The sequence below is a fragment of the Bacillus sp. SH5-2 genome (assembly GCF_008368905.1).
GTDB classification, from domain to species: Bacteria; Bacillota; Bacilli; order Bacillales; family Bacillaceae_G; genus Bacillus_A; species Bacillus_A luti.
The window spans coordinates 36,066-56,048 of sequence record NZ_QOSD01000011.1; the positions used below are offsets into that span (position 1 = coordinate 36,066).

Sequence of the window (19,983 nt, forward strand, 5' to 3'; positions counted from 1 at the left end):
TTATTGGTACACTGGAGGAGATAAGAAACGAGAGGTAGGATGCTATGGAGAAGGTAAAAGCAATACTATTTGATAAAGATGGGACATTAATGGATTTTCATTCAATTTGGATAAAAGTAGCTGAAGAACTTGTAGCGGACTGTATAAAATTATATCAACTCCCAGAGTCAATGCAACAGGCTTTACTAAAGGAGATCGGTGTGGATGGGACATTTGTTCATCCAAGTAGCGCATTAGCGGCTGGAACAAGCCTTGATGTAGCAAAGGGGCTTTGTAAGCATATTGCGTCATCTAAGGAAGAGGAGATGCATGAGTGGGTAAGTGAAAAATTGTTTTCGCTTATGTATGAGCACCGTTCCTATATGAAAATGACAGCAGATTTACCGAGAATTTTACAAGGTTTAAAGGATAGAGGATTTATTTTAGGTGTTGTTACAGCTGATGATTTCGCACCGACAGAATTATTTTTAAAACAGTATCGATTAGAGACCTTTTTTGATTATGTTGTAGCCTCAGATACATTTCCGGCACAAAAACCCGATAAAAGAATTGTAGAATCCTTTTGTGAGAAGTTTCATTTAGAGGCATGTGAAGTAGCAATCGTTGGGGATACGCCGACAGATTTACATTTAGCGAAAAATGGTGGCGATTGCTATGCAATTGGCGTACTATCTGGTACGGGAGATCTTCAAACGTTAGAACCACTTGCGGATCTAGTAGTGCAATCTGTTGAGGATTTTATTTCTCATTCAGGTGAGTTTATTTGGGAGCAAGAAAAGTCTAACGTGTAAGAAAAATGTCTACAAAGACTTATTTTTTATGCCTAGATACAAAGAATATAGGATGAATGCTAGAAAAGAAAGTTGGCATATATTTTGCAATAAAAAGAGAAAACAATGTAAAGAAAAGGATGGGGTACGCAATGAACACAAAAAAATTTGCTAAAGTAAATGAACAAATTCCAGGACCAAAAGCAGCGTCTTTATTAGAGCGCCGCCAAAATATAGTACCAAAAGGAGTAAGTAATGGCATTCCGACATTTGTACAGTCTGCAAATGGGGCTCTTGTAACAGACGTCGATGGTAATCAGTACATTGATTTCGCGGGAGCAATAGGGACAATTAACGTAGGACATTGTCACCCAGTCGTTAAAGAAGCACTTCATAAACAAGTAGATCAATATATTCACACTGGCTTTAATGTCATGATGTATGAGCCATATATTGAATTAGCAGAAAAGCTTGCCGCGTTAGCGCCGGGGAATTTTGATAAGCAAGTACTATTTTTAAATAGTGGTGCAGAAGCAGTTGAAAATGCGGTGAAAATTGCTCGTAAATATACGAAAAGACCTGGTATTATTGCGTTTTCAAAAGGTTTCCACGGACGTACATTAATGACAATGACGATGACAAGTAAAGTAAAACCATATAAATTTGGATTTGGTCCATTTGCTCCAGAAGTATATAAAGCGCCATTCCCATATGAATACCGTCGTCCAGAAGGGTTAACGGAAGAGCAGTATGATGATTTTATCATTGAAGAGTTTAAGAACTTCTTCATATCAGAAGTAGCACCAGAAACAATTGCAGCTGTTGTAATGGAACCTGTTCAAGGGGAAGGCGGATTTATCGTTCCAAGTAAGAAGTTTGTTCAAGAAGTACGCAATATTTGTGCAGAACACGGCATCTTATTTGTAGCAGATGAAATTCAAACAGGCTTTAGTCGTACAGGAAAATACTTTGCGATTGATCATTATGATGTCGTGCCAGATTTAATTACAGTGTCTAAATCGTTAGGTGCTGGTGTACCGATAAGTGGTGTCATTGGTCGTAAAGAAATTATGAATGAGTCTGCACCGGGAGAACTTGGTGGAACGTATGCAGGAAGTCCACTAGGATGTGCGGCTGCATTAGCTGTACTTGATGTAATAGAAAAAGAGAAGTTAAATGATAGAGCGAGAGAATTAGGCAAAGTCGTAATGAACCGATTCCAAGAGATGAAAAATAAATATAATTGTATCGGTGATGTACGTGGGTTAGGAGCGATGTGTGCATTTGAACTCGTTCAAGATCGCAAAACGAAAGTGCCAGATAAAGTATTAACAGCTAATTTATGTACAGAAGCAAATAAGCGCGGGTTGCTTTTATTATCTGCTGGAACATATGGAAATGTTATTCGTGTGTTAATGCCATTAGTTATTACAGATGAGCAACTTGAAGAAGGCTTAACGATTATTGAAGAATCATTACAAGCTTGTTATGAGCAAGCGAATATCGCTCGTGTGTAAAAGCTGAATAATAAATCGCAAACATTCTAGCTAACTCTATATAAAATGCAGAAAATTCATTTTATAATAAAGGTAATGAAGTGAATCGATGGATTTGAAGTTAGGGGTGGCTAGGATGGTTGCAGAAAAGGAACGAGTGTTAATGGATTTACAAGATGTATTTGAATATGCGTTTGACGAGATTTTTGTTACTGATGAGAAGGGCATCGTTGTACGTGTAAATAGTACATGTGAAAGACACTATCAACTAGCTGCTAAAGAGTTAGTAGGTAAGCATGTGAAAGAATTGCAAAAGGATGAGATCTTTTATCCGTCGGCAACATTAGAAGTAATTGAAAAGAAGAGACCGATTGAACTTGTTCAAACGACAAAATCAGGAGAGTATTTACACGTTCGTACAAGACCTGTTTTTGATGATGAAGGAAATTTAAGAAGAGTGATTAGTTATTCTCGAGACCTTACTGAACTCTATCAATTACGTCAAAAGGTCGAGGAAATGGATAATCAATTAAAAACATATAAAAAAGAATTAAGAGAAACATATGAACACGAAGGACTTATTTTTAAAAGCATTGCTATGCAAAAAATAGTCGAAACAATCAAAAAAGTGTCTGTGGTAGATAGTACGGTTCTCATTTTAGGTGAGACAGGAGTTGGAAAAAGTCGATTAGTACGTCATTTACATGAAGTGAGTAATCGGAAAAATGAAAGCTTCTATGAGATTAATTGTGCGGCATTGCCAACAAATTTAATTGAATCCGAGCTTTTCGGATATTCAGGTGGATCGTTTACAGGGGCAAATCGTGAAGGGAAAAAGGGGCTATTAGAGTCAGCGAATAAAGGAACCCTTTTCTTAGATGAAATCGGTGAAATGCCGCTTGAAATTCAGGCGAAATTGTTGCAAGTATTGCAAGAAAAAACGTTTCGTCCTATAGGCGGAAGAGAATTAAAAAAGGTGGACGTTAGAATTGTTGCGGCAACTAATAGAGATTTAAGTGAGATGGTAAAGCAAGGGACCTTTCGGAAGGATTTGTATTATCGTCTGAATGTTATTCCGATTTCAATTCCGCCACTTAGGGAAAGAACAGAAGACATTTTGCCGCTCGTCTATCATTATTTGCAGCATTTTAATGAGAAATATGGACGGAATATAAAATTAGCACCTAGCACATTGCAAATGTTTGTTGGGTACCCTTGGGAAGGAAATAATAGAGAGATTGAAAATGTAATTGAACGAATTGTTATAACTGCTGACGATATCGTTACAATAGAAGATTTACCAATAGCGATGCAGGAATCCACAGTTGAACAGTCAGGTCAAAGTCTCTATAAAATGTTGGAAGAAGTAGAACGAAACATTATTTTAAAAGCATATAAAACATATGGATCGAGTTATAAAGTAGCGGAGTTTTTAAAAATAAGTCAATCTGCTGCCACTAGAAAAATAAAGAAACTTATAGAGGAGGAAGAAAACATTGGATAAAAAAGCGACTTTTGTAAACGTAGAAAAAAAGGCGATGTATATAAATGGTGAGTGGATTACACTACAAGAGCAAATCGAAGTAAATAATCCAGCGACAAAGGAAATATTTGCAACTGTACCAAAGGGCGGAGTAACAGAGGCAAAGCAAGCTGTTGATGCTGCGCATGAGGCTTTTAAATCATGGTCAAAATTAACAGCAACGGATCGAGCAGTGAAATTAAAAAAGTGGTTCACGCTTATTGATGAAAATAAAGAAGAAATCGCAGCGATTATGACGAAGGAGCAAGGGAAGCCATTTGCAGAAGCACTTGGTGAAGTGAATTATGCAAATAGCTTTGTTGAATGGTATGCAGAAGAAGGAAAACGCGTATATGGTGAAATGATTCCTGCTTCTCATCCGAATAAACGTATTTTAGTTATGAAGCAACCAGTTGGCGTTATGGCAGCTATTACACCGTGGAACTTCCCGGCTGCTATGATTACGAGAAAGGTAGCTCCAGCACTTGCAGCAGGATGTACGGCAGTTGTGAAGCCTGCAAGTCAAACACCATTAACTGCATTGAAATTAGCTGAATTAGCTCATGAAGCAGACATTCCAAAAGGTGTAATTAATATTGTAACAGGTAGTGCGAAAGCAATTGCTGATACGTGGATGGAAGATGGACGCGTTCGAAAAGTGTCCTTTACAGGATCAACGGAAATCGGGAAAGAATTAATGGCTAGTGCTGCACAAACGATGAAAAAGGTTTCACTTGAGTTAGGTGGTCATGCTCCATTTATCGTAATGAATGATGCGGATTTAGATAAAGCGGTAGAAGCGGTAATTGGCTCGAAATTCCGTAACGCAGGACAAACGTGTATATGTACAAACCGAGTATTCGTTCAAGAAGACGTATATGAAGTATTTGTAGAGAAGTTCCAAAAGGCAGTTGGGCAGCTGAAAGTAGGAGACGGCTTCGGTGACGGAACGACTGTAGGGCCGCTTATTGATGAGAATGCAGTTTCGAAAGTACAAGAGCATATTGAAGATGCAGTTCAAAAAGGTGGAGAACTCTTATATGGAGGCCAACAGATTGCAGAGTTAGATGGACATTTCATGCAACCGACTGTAATTGGGTTGGCAAATGATACGATGCTTTGTATGACTGAAGAAACATTTGGTCCAGTTGCACCAGTTGCGAAATTTAAAACAGTTGAAGAAGTAATCGAAAGGGCAAATCATACACCATACGGCTTGGCTGCATATATTTTCACGAAAGATATTAGTCAAGCATTCCAAATTAGTGAAGCGTTAGAGTACGGTATTATCGGATTAAATGATGGACTTCCATCAGTTGCACAAGCACCGTTTGGTGGCTTTAAAGAGAGTGGTATTGGCCGTGAAGGAGGCCATTTCGGTATCGAGGAATATTTAGAAATTAAATATATTTCATTAGGACTATAAGTAGTATACTAGAATCTCTATAAGGTAACAGAGAAGGAGATTCTAGTATGATATATTGGCTATTATTACTCGTAACAATTATTTTTGAAGTAGCTGGAACAATTGCGATGAAACTATCAAACGGTTTAACAAAGCCCATTCCAAGTGTACTTATTTTTGTATTTTATGGTATTTGTTTTAGCGTGTTCGCCATCGTTGTGAAAAAGATTCATTTAAGTATTGCTTATGCTATTTGGTCTGGTGTAGGAACATTACTTATTACAATTATTAGTGTGTATTTTTTTAAAGAGCACATTAGCTTATTCCAAGCATTTTGTATTCTCTTTATTGTTTTGGGTGTCATTGGGCTTAAGGTTTCATCGGCATCATGAAAGCTATCTTTTGTAGAAGATAGCTTTTTTCTATTTGTGCAGTTAGCAATTAATACGACAAAATATGACAAGAAAGCGTAAAGGGCTTTGTTATGATACATATGAAATATTGTCTTATGTGGGGGAAAGAGTATGTTAAAAAAGGTGAGTCAAATTGTTTTAATTTGTGGCATAGCTTTTGGTGTAAGTGCTTGTACTAAGACTAAAGATAGTAATGAAAGTAAACAAGAGGACGTTCGAGATAGAGTGTATAAAATAGGAGAGACAGTAGACGTAGATGGTTTGCAAGTAACTATAGATTCAGTTCAATTAGGGTATCCGGATTATGATGAGGATAAAAAGAAAGAGGAAATTTTGGGGATTGTTTTCAAAGTAGAAAATAATAGTAAAAAGGAAATACCTTTTGCATTTTATGAATTTGAGATTACCGATAAGAAAGGTACAAGATTTAAAGAATATAATAACCCTGATAGCTTCATTAGTAAAAAGTTAGCACCAGATGAAAAAATCCAAGATATCATGCTATTTGATGTAGCGAAAGAAAATACGTATATCGCTACGTATAGGCCGGAGTTTACGCGTGAAAATAGAACGATAAAATTTGAATTGAAACCAAATAAATAAAAAACACATTGGATTATCCAATGTGTTTTTTATGGTAATTAATTTAAAACGCCCAGTTACCTTTACGGAAGATTGGTTCATGTCTGCCATCAGCAGTAATACCATCGATATCAAGTTCAGCTGATCCGATCATGAAGTCTTCATGTGTAATACTAGCGTTTGCACCATTTTCAGCAAGTTCTTCTTTAGACATTGTTTTACCGCCATCTAAGTTAAATGCATAAGCATTCCCGATTGCAAGGTGGCAAGATGCGTTTTCATCAAATAGTGTATTGTAGAATAAAATGTTTGTGTTTGAAATTGGTGAGTCGTGAGGTACTAAAGCTACTTCTCCTAAGAAGTGAGAACCTTCATCTGTTTCTACTAAATGTTTTAAAGCTTCTTCACCAGTTTCAGCTTTATAGTCTACGATACGTCCATTTTCAAATGTTAACGTGAAGTTATCAATAATATTACCTGCAAATGCTAACGGTTTTGTGCTAGATACTTGACCGTTTACACCTGTTTTAAGTGGCATTGTAAATACTTCTTCAGTTGGAATGTTAGCCATAAATGGTACGTTCTTTTCATTTAAGCTACCAGCACCAGCCCATACATGTTTTTCTGGAAGTTCAATTGTTAAGTCTGTTCCAGGACCTGTATAGTGAAGAGCTGTATAGTGCTTTTCGTTTAAGTAATCAACTTTTGTATGTAGTGTTTCATCATGTTCTTTCCATGCTTCTACAGGGTTTTCTAAATCAGCGCGAGTAGCTTTGAAAATAGCATCCCATAGTTTTGCTTCTTGTTCTTCTGGTGCTACGTCAGGGAATACTTTCGCAGCCCATTCTTTCGTAGGAACAGAAATGACACACCAGCTTACTTTATCTGCTTGTACGTAATCACGGTATACTTTCATCGCTTCTCCAGCTACTTTATGAGCTGTTGCAATACGCGATGGTTCTACACCTTTTAATAAATCAGGATTTTCTGCATAAATAGACATAAATGCAGCGCCTTCTTTTGCTAATTCTTCACGAGCATGTGCTTTCCAAGATGGAAATTCAGCGAATGCTTCCTCAGGAGCTAGATCGAACTTTAAGCGTGTTAACGTCTCATCATTCCAATCCACATATACGTGTTTTGCACCAGATTTATATGCTTTTTCTGTAACGAGGCGTACAAATTGTACAGCTTCAAGAGGTGCACTAATTGATAAAGTTTGTCCTGGTTGAATATTAACACCAACATTAACTGCAAGAGCAGCATATTTCTCTAACGTTTGTTCAAATGACATATGTATAATCTCCTTTAGTTTGAAAGATTTCTTACTTTATATAATACAAGAAAATTCTAAAAATATATATAAATATAAACTAAAAAGAGAGCTCAACATGCATTGAGCTCCCACACTTATTTAATGGAAGAGGCGAATTGCTCCACAGTAGTTGCATGGTGTATACGAACACGTTTCATTTTTAACAACTCATCGGGTTCATTTTTCGTAATGAATTGTCCAGGCTTCGTTGTCGTTGCAAATTGATAATATTTCTTCGTTTCTGCGACGACTTTATCATCGACATGACCGAACGGATAAGCAATAGCGATAACTGGCTTACCTGTTACTTTTTCTAGCTTTTCTTTCGATCCTTTTAATTCTTCTTCATAGTTTGTAATTTTCGGTAAATCAGCATGTGTTGCTGTGTGGGATTGCACGGAGAAAATACCGGAATCAACCATTTCTTTTATTTCAGATGTAGAAAGAGAGCTTTCTGCATCAACGTTATCAACAATCATATATTCTGTTGCTGTTGGTTTAAACGAATCATCTTTTAGCTTTTGTAAAATGCGAAATGCATTCATATTATTTTTCATACCATCATCAAAGGTAACGAAAATAGGTTTATTTACTTTATTTATATCGCCCCAATGTTCAAAAGTTAGTAATGTATAACCATTGTCCTTTAAATACTTCATTTGGGCTTCAAAATTAGCTGGTGATACGAATAGGTCTTTAATGCCTTGACCATGATAATCATCAATTGCATGGTACATAAGAACAGGAACTTTTTGTTCAAAAGTAATAGTAGATTTTGTGAGTGGAATTGTTTTCCCATCTTCTTTTATTCCTGCTGCTTCAATTTGAAACTCACCGCGTTTTCCTTCAAATTCTTTTATATCAAAAGGAAGCGTAAATTGTTTTTCTTTAGAAGAAAAGGATTTAGCATGTTCCTTTCCATCAGCAGTGCGCCAAATTGTATATTGTACCTCGGTTAAAGAATCCTTTATGTCTGTAATATGAATACTTGTGTTTGTAGATTCGTGTGTAATCGGGTTATAAGAAATTTTACCTTGTTCTTGCATAGTCTCTTCTTGCTTCTTAACTTCTTGAACCTTTTTCTCTTTTTTAGGTTCTTGACTTACATTGCTAGTATTACAGCCTGCTAGAATGGCAGATGTACATAAAGCAATTGCTGCGTATTTTCTCATAAAATCACCTTCTATTGTGTATTCTGTTGCATATTTACATTAAAATCCCCACCGCTGTAAGAGTGGTGGGGATATACCCTTGTTCATCATATCATTTGAAGAAAATGAGGGGAATATGATTTTTAGGGGGATTAGGGTGATAGATTAGTGGCTTTGAATAGATGTATTCTTTCGTTTTTTATTCAAATTGATAATAATATAACCAACTACAAAGATAAGAGGAATAATGAAGACATAGATAGGCATTCCCCATACATAATAGCTTTTCATGCTCAAGACTAGTAAGTGTAAAAAATCGAAAAGGGCGTGAATTTTCATAAGGTCCTCCGATATGCTTTTTTTACAAATTATAGCATTTTAATTTTTAATTTGTATATTTTGGTAAATGTTTTAAGCTAATTTTAAAGTAAAGGAAGGGCTTATTAATATGCAATTTTGCATATAGATGCTAGTTTCATTAAAATATAGGGATTTTAGATTATAATAAGAACCGCTATAAATGTAAGTAAGCATGATGTACGGAATGGAGAACAGAAATGAAATATAAAAAAATAGTATATATCCTTCTCATATCGCTATTTGTAGTTGGTTGTCAAAGTGAAGTGAGTAAGGTGAATAGTGTGGAAGAGTATATTCCAGCACATCTTATGAACGCGGAAGTTACGGCGGATATTATGACGTTAGAGATGGATCCAGATACTCTTAAAAAAGTAGGGAATATTGGTCAAAGAATGAGAGAGCATCTAGCGAATAATATGGAATGGTATTTAAAATACGTAGAAGAGCATGCTGAGAAAAAAAGTCTTCCATATCATCTTAATTTCGGTGTTACAAAAGAAGAGTATGAGTTTGTACTAAATGCAATTGATCAAAGTAAATTGGTGAATACAAAGGATGGAAAGCTTAAATTTAAGAAAAAAAGTGATCATGAAGTAGAGATTTTTTCAAGTGAAAGTATAAAGCTTCTTAAATATATAGTTATTGATACGGAGAAGAATACAGTAAAAACATCTCTAGGAGAATGTGAATATTTTGGAGAAATACTGGCATCGCCAGAACAGAAGTTAACTGGTCCTTGGCATGGAAAGCAATGGATGTTAAAAAAAGATGAATTAATATATATATTTTCTTTAGGGAAAATGGAAACAGGAAATAAATCAATTATTGATATTTCGGTGAAAGGTAAATATAAGGGAGAAATTATTAATAAGGAAGAGGCATTAGAGTTTTCCTCAGTTTCTTAAATGATAATAAAAAAATCACCTTGCTGTGTAAGCAAAGGTGATTTTCTTTGTTAAATAAACAATCCAGCGATTGTAGCAGATAAAATAGAAGCAAGTGTTGATGCAAATAGCATTTTCCAACCGAATTTAGATACGATACTTCCTTGTTTTTCAGAAAGAGCACGAATTGTACCAACGATCGCACCAATTTGGCTAATACTTGCGAAACTAATTAAGAATACTGTAACGATTCCAACTGTACGTGGAGATAATGTTGCAGCTGCACCTTTTAAATCAAGGATTGCTACAAACTCGTTTAATACAATTTTCGTACCCATAATACCACCAGCCGGGATAATATCTTGAGCTGGAATACCCATTAAGAATGCGAATGGAGCAAGTATATAACCGAAGATTTGTTGTAATGTAATAGCATGTCCCATTGCACCTGAAGCTGCGCTAATTACGTAGTTTACAACTTCCATCACACCGATGAAGGCAATCATTAACGCCGCAACGATACCAGCTACTTTTAAACCATCAAGCGCACCGTTAATCATTGCACCGATAAAGCTGTCTCCGAATAGAGTTCTATCAAATTTTTGAATTACTTCGTCTTCTTTTTTCGTATCAACTGGTGTTAATAACGAACAAACGATTAAGCTTGAGAATAAGTTTAGCGGAAGAGCTGCAAGTACGTATTTTGCATCTAACATCATTACGTATGATGCTGTAACAGAAGCAGAAACTGAGCTCATCGCAGAACAACAAATGATAAACATACGGTTTTTATTGAAATGTTGTAAATCATTTTTAATAACGATTAACGCTTCACTTGAACCGAAGAATACAGAGTTTACTGCGTGGAATGATTCGACGCGTGGTAAACCAGTAATTTTTGAAATGGCACCGCCGACAATGCGAACGATGAATGGTAAAACACCTAAATAACTAAAGATTGAAAGTAGTGCTGAGAAAAATACGATAATTAATAATACATTTAAGAAAAAGACAAAATCTCTTTGAATTCCATTAAAGAGAAAATCGACACCTGTCGTACCAAGTTTAATTAGTTTGTTGAAAACTTTACTAATGAAAATAATGATTTGTTGACCAATCTTTGTGCCAAACATAAACCAACCGATTAAAATTTGGAAACCAATCATAATAGCAATTGCACGGAAGTTGATTTTACTTTTGTTGTTTGACAAAGCAAAACATAAACCTAAAACGACAAGAATACCGATAATGCTCATTACATATTGCATGTAGTTGCCCCTTTCAGAAGTTCGTATAAAGTTTGTACATAAAACGCTCGTTATATTACTAAAAATAAAACGGAAAGGTTTTATGTCATACGTAAGATGTCTGACCTTTTAGAAAAATGAAAATAAAAAAAGACCCATATGGATTCACTTTCATCTATGAGAGAAAGCTAATCAATATGAGTCCTTTTTTGCACATGGGCTAATATTCATTAGTTTTCCCCATAGTCCAGCAATTTAAGGTTGCCGGGTAGAAACTCTCGATCCATATTATCGAGTATATATGAGGTAACATCGTCCGTATTAAATTAGTAGTAGCGTAACATTACTAGAGAACTATCGTCAATAGCTTTTTTTCTTCCAATAGAAATAGACCATATAAGTATGATAAAATGTAACGCAGTGTTATGAAAAAGAGAGGTCGGAAAATGAGTACAAAAATGACGCCACCAGTTGAAAAAAACGAGTTTATAGATGTAGTATTTGAAGATTTAACACATGATGGTGCCGGTGTTGCGAAAGTAAAAGGCTATCCTATTTTCGTTAAAAACGGATTACCAGGTGAAGAGGCTCAAATTAAAATTATTAAAGTGAAGAAAAACTTCGCATTTGGTCGTTTAATGAAGCTTCATACAGAAAGCCCATATCGTAAAGATGCAGAATGCCCAGTATATAACCAGTGCGGCGGTTGTCAGCTTCAGCACTTAACATATGAAGGACAATTACAAGCGAAGGAAAAACAAATACGCGACGTGATGCAGCGCATTGGCGGACTAGGCGATGTTCCTGTTCACCCTGTACTTGGCATGAAAAACCCGTGGGTATACCGTAATAAAGCACAAGTACCAATCGGAGAACGTGAAGGCGGACTTGTAGCAGGTTTCTATCGTCAAGGAACACATGACATCATTAATATGGAATCGTGTTTAATTCAGGCGGAAGAAAACGATACATTAATTCAAGAAGTAAAACGTATTTGTGAAAAGCACGGTATTTCGGCATATAACGAAGAACGCAACAAAGGGACACTTCGCCATGTAATGGCTCGCTACGGACAAGTAACAGGGGAAATTATGCTTGTCTTCATTACGCGTACGGCAGAATTGCCAAACAAACAAGCGATCATTGAAGAAATCGCAGCGAAATTCCCAGAAGTAAAATCGATTGTTCAAAACGTAAACACGAAGCGTACAAACGTAATCTTCGGAGATAAAACGACAGTACTGTATGGATCGGAATATATTTATGACTTTATCGGTGACATTAAATTTGCAATTTCAGCACGTTCATTCTATCAAGTAAATCCAGAACAAACGAAAGTGCTATACGATAAAACGTTAGAATACGCAAAATTAGATGGTAACGAAACAGTAATTGATGCATATTGCGGAATCGGATCAATCTCCTTATTCCTAGCGCAAAAAGCGAAAAAAGTGTACGGTGTTGAAATCGTTCCAGAAGCAATCGAAGACGCAAACCGAAACGCAGCACTAAACAATATGACAAACGCTGAATTTGGTGTAGGAGAAGCAGAAGTAGTCATTCCAAAATGGTACAAAGAAGGCGTAATCGCTGACACAATGGTCGTAGATCCACCGCGTAAAGGTTGTGACGAAGCATTACTAAACACAATCATTGACATGAAGCCAAAACGCGTCGTATACGTATCATGCAACCCTGCGACATTAGCACGTGACTTAAAAGTATTAGAAGAAGGCGGATATAAAACGCAGGAATTACAACCTGTTGATATGTTCCCACATACGACTCATGTGGAGTGTGTGGCTTGGCTTAAGTTGGTATAATAAAAAGGCAGTTGATATAGAAAAAATCTATACCACCTGCTTTTTGGTTTATCCCGCTATTTGCGTGTAGTAAGATCCCCACTTCAAAATTAAGCGAAAGCAAAGAAGTTAGGTGGGGACCACTGATTAAGGTTTCACTTTATAAAAATACTATTCAGCAACGATTTTAGTTAAAATAAATATTGCTGATTTTCACAAATAATAAATGTTCAGTTATTATTTGACCTTATATTTTAAAATTGCATTCATAGTGAGAGGATTTGAATTTAAAATGATAGATAATTTTTGGCGTGATTTACCGCGACCATTTTTCGTACTTGCACCAATGGAAGATGTGACAGACGTTGTGTTCCGTCACGTAGTAAGTGAAGCTGGTCGACCAGATGTATTCTTCACAGAGTTTACAAACTCGGATAGCTATTGCCATCCAGAAGGTATGAAAAGTGTGCGTGGCCGTTTGATTTTTACGGAAGATGAACAGCCGATGGTAGCACATATTTGGGGAGACAATCCTGAATATTTCCGTCAAATGAGTATTGGTATGGCGGAGCTAGGATTTAAAGGAATCGATATTAATATGGGCTGCCCAGTACCGAATGTAGCATCGAGAGGAAAAGGGAGTGGCCTTATTCTACGTCCAGACGTTGCGGCAGAACTTATTCAAGCAGCGAAAGCGGGCGGACTACCTGTCAGCGTAAAAACGCGACTGGGCTTTAAAGAGTTAAGTGAGTGGGAAGATTGGTTAACGCATATTTTCAAACAAGATATTGCAAACCTTTCTATTCATTTACGTACAAGAGAAGAAATGAGCCAAGTAGATGCGCATTGGGAACTAATTCCAGAAATTAAAAAATTACGTGACCGTATTGCGCCAAATACACTCCTAACAATTAACGGAGACATTCCTGATCGTCAAACTGGTCTGGAGCTTGCTGAAAAATACGGCATTGATGGTGTTATGATCGGGCGAGGTATCTTTAAAAATCCATTTGCTTTTGAAAAAGAGCCAAGAGAGCATAGCAGTAAAGAATACCTAGACCTTTTAAGACTACAGCTTGATCTTCAAGATCAATATGCAGAAGTACTACCACGTTCAATCACAGGGCTTCATCGCTTTTTCAAAATTTATGTAAAAGGATTCCCTGGAGCTGCTGAACTAAGAAATCAATTGATGAGCACGAAATCAACAGATGAAGTGCGTGCATTGCTGGATAAGTTTGAGGCTAGTGTTGATAAAAATGGCGATAGTGAAACGGTATAACTTTTGAAAGTTAGAGGGGATGTTTCATTAAGTTGAACCGTATCATAAGTAAGCGAGATATTCTATGTAAAACAAGGGGAAGGAAAGAATACAGGAGAAAATCTGAAATGACAGGTTGGTCTTGATTTTCACTGATATTCACTGATATTATCATGTTTATTTTATTGTGCCTATAATTGGAGGCTATGTAAATGTTAAGTGATCAGACGAGATATTCTAGGCTCGCGAATATAACGAAAATAATAAATACAAAATTAGAACTTCGTGAAGTATTGCAGCGTGTAACAGTAGCGATATCAGAGGAGATTGTTAAGTGCAACGCTGTTGGAATTTATTTACCTGAGGAAGATGGAACGTTTAGAGGGTTTGCAGGAAAACCAGAGACTATGAATGGCGTAACGCTCGATACTCAGGTAATTGATCCTGAAATAGACTTACTGGCAAAAGAAGTTATTGAAACAAAAAAAACCATCTATATCCCTGATACCTCAAAGGACCATCGGCCGGATCCGAGATCAGTTGATGCGTTCAAAATTAAGTCCTTATTAGCTCTGCCTATTTCATTTGAGAAAGAGTTATTTGGTCTGGTTTTTCTATTTGATTATGGAACTCCAATGAACTTAACAGATTCAGAAATTCAAAGTGTTGAAGCTTATGTAAATATGGCTGCGGTCGCAATTCAAAATGCAAATAATTTAACACAAAAAGAAAATCTTATTGCTGAGAAGCAGCTGTTACTAAATGTTACTCGTGATTTATCAATGTGTTCCTCGATACAGGAAAGTTTTGATAAATGTTTTTTTTACTTAGGACAGGTTTTAGAGAGTAAAAATATGGCTGCCCACCTTTTAGATCCGCTAGACAAAACAGCAATTAAGACAACGAAGTTAAGCGCGGACTGTGATTGGATAGAAGCAGATTGGATGGAGAAAAGCTATGAAGCCAAGATTCGAGAGGTTATTCGAACAAAAAACATAGATAGTAAGGGCTTACTGATGATTCCATTGGTTTCAATGGGAGAAGTATTAGGGGCAATCGTCGTTGGCGAAGAGGGAAAAGCTCACAATTACGATAATTCCCAAATTCAACTGGCAAAATCTATCGTTGATGCCACAGCTCCTACGTTTTCAAACTTGTTATATATGGATCAACTTGAAAGCATGGTGGAAAAACGAACGAGAGAATTAGCAAATGCTAATGAAAAAGTTACAAGTGTGATTGAAAGTATTACGGATGGACTCTTTACTTTGAATAATAAATGGGAATTTACGTACGTAAATAAGTATCAATATTTTCCACAAAGAAAAACAGCAAAAGATGTATTAGGCAAGAATGTATGGGAGGTTTTCCAGAGTAGCGTCGACACAGTTATGTATAAGGAATTTCATCGTGCAATGTCAGAGCGAATTACAGTTCACTTCGAAGTTCTTTCTACCTCTGATGAATATTGGCACGAAGTTATTGCCTACCCGTATGATGATGGTATTTGTTGTATTTTTAAAAACATAACGGAAAAAAAGCAATATGAGCAGGAATTGAAAAGGTTATCCAACATAGAGTTAATAGGGCAAATGGCAGCAGGTATCAGTCATGAGATTAGAAATCCAATGACAGCAGTACGGGGATTTTTGCAGTTATTAAAAGAAGAGAACACCTATGGGAAACATAATAAGTACTTTAAACTAATGATTGAAGAACTTGACCGTGCCAATTCTATTATTACTGAATTTCTATCAATGGGTAATACAAGGAAATCAGATTTACAGATGTTAGATTTAAATGCAATTATCCACGACATTATTCCTTTAATAAAGATTGATACGCATAATCAAAATAAATATATTCAAGTCGATACAAATGACATTCCGGAATTACTTTTAAATCGCAATGAGATACGGCAATTATTAATAAACTTATACCGTAATGGCTTAGAAGCGATGAGCGCAGGGAAAGTTCTAACCGTTAGCACCTACAAGGAAGGTCCAAATTGCGTGGTGCTTGCAGTGCGGGATCAAGGAAAAGGTATCAGGCCTGAAGTATTAGAGAAACTGGGTACTCCATTTTACACGACCAAAGATAATGGAACTGGATTGGGATTAGGCATATGTTATGCCATTGCTGCCCGTCATAATGCGAAAATAGAAATTCAAACAGGATCGGAAGGCACTACTTTTTTAGTTAAATTTAATTATGAAAATAATGAAAAATAACCTTATTTAGATTAGTTATGGTGAATCTTAACATAAATAAAAAGTAAAGCCTAAGTAAACATAATCAATATTTCAGGAGGAAAAACAATGGCAATGAGCAATAACGATATATTAAAAAGAGTAAGGTACGCTTTAGATATAAAAGATATCGATATGGTGGAAATCTTTAAACTTGGCGGAATGGAAGTAACGAAAGAAGACGTAGTTGATATGCTTACAAAAATAAAGAGAGCGCCTCAGCATGAATCTGAAAATGACGATGTAATCGAAGATGAGTACGTACTAACATGCGATATGATGATGTTAGAGTCATTTTTAAACGGATTTATTACTTTAAAAAGAGGAAAGCAAGATCCAAAACCAGGACAACCTGCACCTGTACAAAGCAAAGAGAGTGCTAATAACCTTCTTCTAAAGAAAATGAAAATCGCACTATCATTAACGAGTGAAGATGTACTTGATATATTAGATAGCGTAGGCGTTACAGTAACAAAAGGAGAGTTAGGCGCTCTATTAAGAAAAAAAGGTCATAAAAATTACAAAGAGTGCGGCGATAGATACGCAAGGAATTTCATTAAGGGGTTAGGTGTAAAGTATAGAGGGTAAGTACTGTAGCATTTATGGTAAAGCTGTAAATGATATAATAGGTAGAGTAGGGCATTTGTATCCTACTCTTTTTTATTTGTAAAATAATACGTTAGGTGATGAAATGGTACATACATATTTAGGTGAGACAATTAATTTTCATATAACTTATAAGAAGAAAAAGTCGGTGCGTCTTTTTGTAGATTCGTACGGGAATGTGGAAGTGCAAGCTCCGAAAGGTACACCTGTTGAATACTTAGTCGAGTTGCTAGAGGAGAAATGGGATTGGATTCAGCAAACACGTAAGGAAATGCAGGAGCGAGCGCTTGGACCGCAGGAAAAGGATTATGATCAAGGAGAGGGCTTTCTGTATTTAGGAAATACGTATCCGATACAGATTTCTCAAGATGCAAGTATTACGCAAGACAATGCAGTGTTTCAAGGAAACAAGCTACATATTTATGTGAAAGAGCTGAAGGATGAGAAAATACAGCAGGCTTTAAAACGATTTTACTATAAACAGTGTAAGGCACTAGTAGAGAAGAGCATTAAAGCGCATCAAAGTAACTTCAAAACAAAACCGCGTTCTATTCGTATTACAGATAGTAGTCGTACGTGGGGGACTTGCGATTCAAATTTACAGCTAACATTCAATTGGAAGTTAGCGATGGCACCACAGCGAGTAATTGACTACGTAGTTGTTCATGAAATGTGCCATATGGTTCATTTAAATCATGATCGTTCTTTTTGGCGTCTTGTCGGGAAGATAATGCCTGATTATAAGGAAATGGAGAACTGGTTAGCGTTATCGAGTTGGAAGATGACGGTTTAGTAAGGAATATCGATTTTTGTCGGTAAATCGATATTCCTTGTCGAATCGTTGATATATTTTGAGTTACGATAGATATATTTGAAAAATCGTTGATATATTGTAAGTTATGATAGATATATTCTAAAAATCGTTGATATAATCTCATGTACCAAGCCAAGGAACTGTTAAGCGAGGAGAAAATAAAAAGGAAGGGATACCCCTTCCTTTTCTTGCATATAAATTATCGTCCAAACTTCACAATGAAAGTATCGTCTGTTTTTTCCATCTCATACCCACGATACCCTTTCGAAAGTAATGCCTGCTGTCCACTAGTATTACTCATTAGAATACTCTGAACATCCGTCCAATTCCTTTCTTTATCCCCGCGTAACTCTTTCACAAAAACATACCGCATACTACCACTATACTTCTCTTTCAGTGCAGCAATCTCCATCCCTTGTGCAAACTTATCCTTCAAACTCGGAATGTTAAAAGGGGCTACGGTGCAGCAAACATAATCGTATTTACTGTCTTCTTTTTGTAATTCGTTCATGATGATGTTTGCTAATATTTTTTGCATACCATTTCCACGGCAGTTCGGATGAACATTTGAGATTTCTTGATAGATGACGCGGTGTAGTTCGCCTTCTGATAGACCAATATCAAGTCCTAAATGTTCGTCGTCGATAGGAGGGACGAGTAGGGCACGGAATGCGATGAGTTCGTTTTCGATAAAGGCACCAATCATCATGCCGTTTCCTTCTAGAATGTATTGAAATTCTTCTTGTGAGAGTGGTTGTAAACGCCCATTATCTTCTAGTGCTTCAACTACAACGTTTTGTAGTGATAAAATTTGTTCGATATGCTCGCTTGATAGTAATGTAACGTGAAATGACTCGTTATTTTGTTTTAATGTACCTTCATATAGAACTGTCATGTATGAGTCCTCCTTTAGCGCACAACGTCTTGAAAGACGGTTAGTTCTTGCAGGGTATCTTCATTTATTTCAATGCCTAGTCCTGGCTTTTCGTTTAAACGAATGAATGGCACGTCGTAATGTAAGTTACCAATGTCTTTCGTGAATTTTAATGGTCCTGTTAGTTCAACGCTCGTAATGATTTTCTTTGAGAAAGCGACATGGAATCCTGCAGAAGAGGCAACGGATGATTCGACCATTGATCCCACTTGGCATTCAATGCCGGCCATTTCAGCTTGATGAGCAAGTTTTACGGCAGGATATATGCCGCCACATTTCATTAGTTTTATATTTACTTTATCAGCTGCGTCTAATTTAATGATTTGGCGCATTTCACGAGAACCTTTTAACCCTTCATCAACCATAAGTGGAAGGTCTGTTTTAGAACGAATATGAGCCATTGCATCAATATCGTCGGCGATAACAGGTTGCTCAATCCAGTCAATGTTTAAATGTCCTAATGAACGAAGTGCCGTTAATGTGTTGGCGCTATTTTTCCAACCTTGGTTTACATCAACGCGAATCGCGATGTCATTTCCTACACGTTCACGTACCGCTTCAATTCGTTTTACATCTTCTTTTATATTTGTACCGACTTTCATTTTGAAAGATTGGTAACCTTTTTGAATCATAGAAGCAGCTTCTTCAGCCATATTTTCTGGAGCAGCGATGCTTAATACGTGAGTAACGGGGAACTTATCATGGTAGCGCCCGCCAATTAATTGATATACAGGTTGATTTAATTTTTTGCCCAGTATATCAAAACAAGCAATATCAATTGCAGCTTTCGCTGTTGGAACACCGTAAATTGTATTGTCCATCATATCGTGTATTTTTTCGATATTCATTGGATTTTGTCCGATAAGAGCAGGAGCTAGCGTATGTTTTAAAGTATGGAAAGTACTTTCCCATGATTCACCTGTAACGTGATCATCAGCGACGCCTTCACCGTAACCGATAATGCCTTCATCAGTTTCCATTTTGACGATAATAGAAGGCATATCAGAATAAGAACCATAACTAATAACAAACGGATCGCGAAGTGGTAAACGAATTGCGTAAAGATGAATAGCTGTAATTTTCATTGAATAAAGACCCCTTCCTGTTTACAATAGTTTTGTACATTTGATATAGTTGACGTTAAATAGTCGTTAATTAATGATAAGGAGTTA

The 19,983-nt window shown here is 36.5% G+C and carries 17 protein-coding genes and 1 riboswitch; of the genes, 12 read left to right on the forward strand and 5 right to left on the reverse strand.

The genetic code is table 11. The annotated features are described in order from the left end of the window. Positions 1-44: 44 nt before the first annotated feature. The 6 genes from DN410_RS08565 to DN410_RS08590 all read left to right on the forward strand — a co-directional run bounded on the left by DN410_RS08565 (position 45) and on the right by DN410_RS08590 (position 6,209). Positions 45-791: an HAD family hydrolase gene (locus DN410_RS08565; protein ID WP_149176156.1), complete on the forward strand. Its 747-nt coding sequence runs from the start codon at positions 45-47 to the stop codon at positions 789-791. A 131-nt stretch (positions 792-922) separates the two neighbouring features. Then, positions 923-2,287, forward strand: coding sequence for a 4-aminobutyrate--2-oxoglutarate transaminase (gene gabT, locus DN410_RS08570; protein ID WP_179958593.1), 1,365 nt, complete (start codon positions 923-925; stop codon positions 2,285-2,287). A 115-nt stretch (positions 2,288-2,402) separates the two neighbouring features. After that, the gene (locus tag DN410_RS08575; protein ID WP_149176158.1) at positions 2,403-3,770 is read left to right on the forward strand and encodes a sigma-54 interaction domain-containing protein; all 1,368 of its coding nucleotides are present in this window, start codon (positions 2,403-2,405) and stop codon (positions 3,768-3,770) included. Continuing rightward, positions 3,763-5,214, forward strand: a complete 1,452-nt coding sequence (gene gabD / locus DN410_RS08580) for an NADP-dependent succinate-semialdehyde dehydrogenase (protein WP_149176159.1) — start codon at positions 3,763-3,765, stop codon at positions 5,212-5,214. The genes DN410_RS08575 and gabD overlap by 8 nt, the downstream gene beginning before the upstream one ends. A 47-nt stretch (positions 5,215-5,261) precedes the next feature. Continuing rightward, the gene (locus tag DN410_RS08585) at positions 5,262-5,585 is read left to right on the forward strand and encodes a DMT family transporter (RefSeq protein WP_149176160.1); all 324 of its coding nucleotides are present in this window, start codon (positions 5,262-5,264) and stop codon (positions 5,583-5,585) included. 132 nt (positions 5,586-5,717) lie between these two features. Next, complete coding sequence (locus DN410_RS08590) at positions 5,718-6,209, forward strand: DUF4352 domain-containing protein (RefSeq protein ID WP_149176161.1); 492 nt, start codon at positions 5,718-5,720, stop codon at positions 6,207-6,209. Positions 6,210-6,252: 43 nt separating this feature from the next. On the opposite strand, the gene DN410_RS08595 is transcribed toward DN410_RS08590, so the two are convergent. Together DN410_RS08595 and DN410_RS08600 are read right to left on the reverse strand one after the other, a co-directional pair. Beyond that, positions 6,253-7,482: an aminopeptidase gene (locus DN410_RS08595; RefSeq protein ID WP_149176162.1), complete on the reverse strand. Its 1,230-nt coding sequence runs from the start codon at positions 7,480-7,482 to the stop codon at positions 6,253-6,255. A gap of 116 nt (positions 7,483-7,598) precedes the next feature. Beyond that, a complete protein-coding gene (locus tag DN410_RS08600) occupies positions 7,599-8,675 on the reverse strand; it encodes a polysaccharide deacetylase family protein (protein WP_149176163.1) in 1,077 nt (358 codons plus the stop codon). 536 nt (positions 8,676-9,211) lie between these two features. Between DN410_RS08600 and DN410_RS08605 the strand changes: the two genes are divergently transcribed. Then, a complete protein-coding gene (locus DN410_RS08605; protein ID WP_149176164.1) occupies positions 9,212-9,919 on the forward strand; it encodes a hypothetical protein in 708 nt (235 codons plus the stop codon). A 50-nt stretch (positions 9,920-9,969) separates the two neighbouring features. Here DN410_RS08605 and DN410_RS08610 read toward each other — a convergent pair whose 3' ends face one another. Next, positions 9,970-11,166 carry a NupC/NupG family nucleoside CNT transporter gene (locus tag DN410_RS08610; RefSeq protein WP_001200500.1) on the reverse strand — a complete coding sequence of 399 codons (1,197 nt, stop codon included), beginning with the start codon at positions 11,164-11,166 and terminating at the stop codon, positions 9,970-9,972. Between the two features lie 202 nt (positions 11,167-11,368). Further along, positions 11,369-11,470: riboswitch (purine riboswitch) on the reverse strand. Positions 11,471-11,591: 121 nt separating this feature from the next. Here DN410_RS08610 and rlmD point away from each other — a divergent pair. The 5 genes from rlmD (at position 11,592) to DN410_RS08635 (ending at position 17,856) form a co-directional block, all read left to right on the forward strand. Continuing rightward, positions 11,592-12,968: a 23S rRNA (uracil(1939)-C(5))-methyltransferase RlmD gene (rlmD, locus tag DN410_RS08615; RefSeq protein ID WP_149176165.1), complete on the forward strand. Its 1,377-nt coding sequence runs from the start codon at positions 11,592-11,594 to the stop codon at positions 12,966-12,968. Between the two features lie 271 nt (positions 12,969-13,239). Next, complete coding sequence (locus DN410_RS08620) at positions 13,240-14,229, forward strand: tRNA dihydrouridine synthase (protein WP_149176166.1); 990 nt, start codon at positions 13,240-13,242, stop codon at positions 14,227-14,229. Between the two features lie 191 nt (positions 14,230-14,420). Then, a complete protein-coding gene (locus DN410_RS08625; protein ID WP_149176167.1) occupies positions 14,421-16,439 on the forward strand; it encodes a GAF domain-containing sensor histidine kinase in 2,019 nt (672 codons plus the stop codon). Between the two features lie 87 nt (positions 16,440-16,526). Continuing rightward, on the forward strand, positions 16,527-17,045 hold the full coding sequence (locus DN410_RS08630) for a YehS family protein (RefSeq protein ID WP_071710534.1): 519 nt from the start codon (positions 16,527-16,529) through the stop codon (positions 17,043-17,045). 103 nt (positions 17,046-17,148) lie between these two features. Next, positions 17,149-17,856 carry a M48 family metallopeptidase gene (locus tag DN410_RS08635; protein ID WP_149176168.1) on the forward strand — a complete coding sequence of 236 codons (708 nt, stop codon included), beginning with the start codon at positions 17,149-17,151 and terminating at the stop codon, positions 17,854-17,856. A 220-nt stretch (positions 17,857-18,076) separates the two neighbouring features. Here the strand turns inward: DN410_RS08635 and DN410_RS08640 are convergent, their stop codons facing one another. Continuing rightward, positions 18,077-18,772: a GNAT family N-acetyltransferase gene (locus tag DN410_RS08640; protein ID WP_149176169.1), complete on the reverse strand. Its 696-nt coding sequence runs from the start codon at positions 18,770-18,772 to the stop codon at positions 18,077-18,079. A 14-nt stretch (positions 18,773-18,786) separates the two neighbouring features. Then, positions 18,787-19,896, reverse strand: coding sequence for a mandelate racemase/muconate lactonizing enzyme family protein (locus tag DN410_RS08645; RefSeq protein WP_149176170.1), 1,110 nt, complete (start codon positions 19,894-19,896; stop codon positions 18,787-18,789). Positions 19,897-19,983: the final 87 nt, after the last annotated feature.